Annotated in this window: 2 protein-coding genes; one reads left to right on the top strand and one right to left on the bottom strand. The window is 68.2% G+C overall.

Going from position 1 to position 2,256, the window contains the following annotated elements:
• Positions 1 to 92: 92 nt before the first annotated feature.
• Positions 93 to 800 (bottom strand): Crp/Fnr family transcriptional regulator, encoded by a 708-nt coding sequence (locus tag ASE86_RS03860; RefSeq protein ID WP_056422577.1) that lies wholly within the window; start codon positions 798 to 800, stop codon positions 93 to 95.
• Between the two features lie 154 nt (positions 801 to 954).
• Here ASE86_RS03860 and murA point away from each other — a divergent pair, with 154 nt between their 5' ends.
• Positions 955 to 2,238: a UDP-N-acetylglucosamine 1-carboxyvinyltransferase gene (gene murA, locus ASE86_RS03855; protein WP_056422574.1), complete on the top strand. Its 1,284-nt coding sequence runs from the start codon at positions 955 to 957 to the stop codon at positions 2,236 to 2,238.
• Positions 2,239 to 2,256 lie beyond the last annotated feature (18 nt).

Raw genomic sequence — 2,256 nt, 5'->3', positions numbered from 1 at the left:
AAGCCCTTCGTCCTCGACCGATCCGCAAGCCCCTCCACCGGCTTCGCCGGTCCCCCTCCCCGAGACAAGCTCGGGGAGGATTTGAAAACTGCCTACCGCCCCGCCGGCAGCCAGCTGAGATCCAGCCCGGCATAGCGATCGACGTAATTCGCCGCCCGCGCCAGCGCACGTTCGTCGCGGATGGTCAGGCGGCCGGCTTCGCGCGCGATCAGGCCGTCTTCCTCCAGCTGGCGCAGCATCCGGTTGACGTGGACCGCGGTCAGCCCGGTCGCATCGCCGATTTCCTCCTGCGTCAGGCCAAGGGGATAGCTGTCGACGACGCTTGGGTCGCTGGACCGCAGTCGATTGCGCATGTCGAGCACCAGTGCGGCGACCCGTGCCTTTGCCGACGTCCGGCCCAGCGCCGCCAGCCGGTCGGTCAACGCGACGCGTTCGACCTGGTTGAACGCCAGGATCAGCGCGGCGATGCGGGGATGTTCCTCGAACAGCCGACTGAGCGCGGCGCGATCGAACGGGCAGACTTCGCAATCGGTCAGCGCCGCGATGGTCTCGGGCGACGTGCCGTAGATCATGCCCGGCACGCCGATCATGTCGCCGCGAAAATGGAAACGCAGGATCTGCCGGCTGCCGTCGTCGAGCAGGACGTAGCTCATCAACATGCCGCGCCGGACGATGTACAGATCGGTTCCACGCTCGTTCTCGCGCTGGAGCAGTGCCCCCCGGCGGAACTCGCGCGGGCGGTCCTCCAGACGCGACAAGGCGTCGATCTCCGCTGGCGTCAGCCCGACCCGCGCAGCCAATACATCGGCAAAACAACTCGCAGGCACGTGTACTCGCCCCCTTTACCCCTGTCGGTCATGAAGCAGCGCAGGGATTTCAGCGCATTAAAGTCGATCAAGAGCGGAACAAAGCGTGGCGCTTGCCTGACGGGTCGGGGACGATAGAAGCGCCATCATGGATCGTATCGTCATTCGCGGCGGCAACCCGCTCAAGGGCCGCATCTTCATCTCCGGCGCCAAGAATTCGGCGCTGACCCTGATGCCCTGCGCGCTGCTGACCGACGAGCCGCTGACGCTCCGGAATCTGCCGCGTCTGGCCGATGTCGACGGGTTCGGCCACCTGCTGAACCAGCTCGGCGCATCGACCGCGATCCAGGGCACGCGGCCCGAGGATTTCGGCCGGGTGATGACGATCCGCGCCGGGCAACTGACCTCGTCCGAGGCGCCGTACGATATCGTGCGAAAAATGCGCGCGTCGATCCTGGTGCTCGGGCCGATCCTGGCGCGCCGCGGCGAAGCGCGGGTGTCGCTGCCCGGCGGCTGCGCGATCGGCAACCGCCCGATCGACCTGCACCTGAAGGTGCTGGAGGCGCTGGGCGCGGAGCTGGAGATGTCGGCGGGCTATGTCACCGCGCGTGCGCCCGGCGGGCGTCTCCCCGGCGGGCGCTTCCGCTTCCCCGTCGTCTCGGTCGGCGCGACCGAGAATGCGCTGATGGCTGCCGCCCTAGCGCGCGGCACGAGCGTGCTGGAAAATGCCGCGCGCGAGCCCGAGATCGTCGACCTGTGCCGCCTGCTGGTCGCGATGGGTGCGTCGATCGACGGGATCGGCACCGAAACGCTGACGATCGAAGGCCGCGACCGGCTGCACGGCGCCACCTATGCCGTCATGCCCGACCGGATCGAGGCGGGCAGCTATGCCTGTGCGGCCGCGATCACCGGCGGGTCGGTCGAGCTGGTCGGCGCGGACGCGACCGACATGGCGACGACGCTCAGCGCGCTTGCCGATGCCGGCGTCGTCGTCGAGCTGAAGAAGGGATCGATCGGCATCTCGGCCCCCGACCAGTTGCGCCCGCTGACGCTGTCGACCGCCCCCTTCCCGGGCTTCGCGACCGACATGCAGGCGCAGTTCATGGCGATGCTGACGAAGGCCGACGGCGCATCGATGCTGACCGAGACGATCTTCGAGAACCGCTACATGCACGTCCCCGAATTGGCGCGGATGGGAGCGGATATCTCCGTTTCAGGCCGGTCTGCGGTCGTGCGCGGTGTCGACCGTCTGGCCGGCGCCCCGGTGATGGCGACGGATCTGCGCGCCTCGATGAGCCTGATCATCGCCGGCCTGGCGGCCGAAGGCGAGACGTCGGTCAGCCGTGTCTACCACCTCGACCGCGGCTACGAGCGGCTGGAGGAGAAGCTTCAGAGCGTGGGTGCGGATATCGAGCGGCTGGGGGACGGATAAATCCTCCCCGCTCGCGGG

This window comes from Sphingomonas sp. Leaf33 (assembly GCF_001421785.1).
GTDB lineage: Bacteria > Pseudomonadota > Alphaproteobacteria > Sphingomonadales > Sphingomonadaceae > Sphingomonas.
Note: the sequence above shows the minus strand (reverse complement) of the source record. Positions and strands in the feature narration are given on the sequence as shown.

Excerpts from the sequence above, each read along its gene's own strand:
- murA (WP_056422574.1), top strand. The coding sequence starts at position 955 with ATGGATCGTATCGTCATTCGCGGCGGCAACCCGCTCAAGGGCCGCATC.